Genomic DNA, 230 nt, shown 5'->3' on the forward strand with positions numbered 1-230 from the left:
GCATTGAGTTTTTGTTGCGTTGTGACTTGCTGTTGTTTGATTTTATTAAGATCAATGCTGGTTTGCTTTAGTTGCTGAATGGCTTTTATACGGGCATTGTTGAGGTATTGATAATACGCCAGCATGCGTTCAACCGTAGCCGGATTTTGCTGGTTAAGCATCATTTTAGTGTAATCATGATTACCAGCCAAATAAGCACTAGAAAGCTGTTTTGATAAGGTATCTTGCTG

At 38.7% G+C, this 230-nt stretch carries 1 pseudogene; it reads right to left on the bottom strand.

Annotated elements, in window-relative coordinates:
- Positions 1-230 (bottom strand): annotated as a pseudogene (locus AAEZ06_RS28415) (murein hydrolase activator EnvC family protein); the annotation flags it as partial.

The organism is Pseudomonas sp. HY7a-MNA-CIBAN-0227 (assembly GCF_040310325.1).
GTDB lineage: Bacteria > Pseudomonadota > Gammaproteobacteria > Pseudomonadales > Pseudomonadaceae > Aquipseudomonas.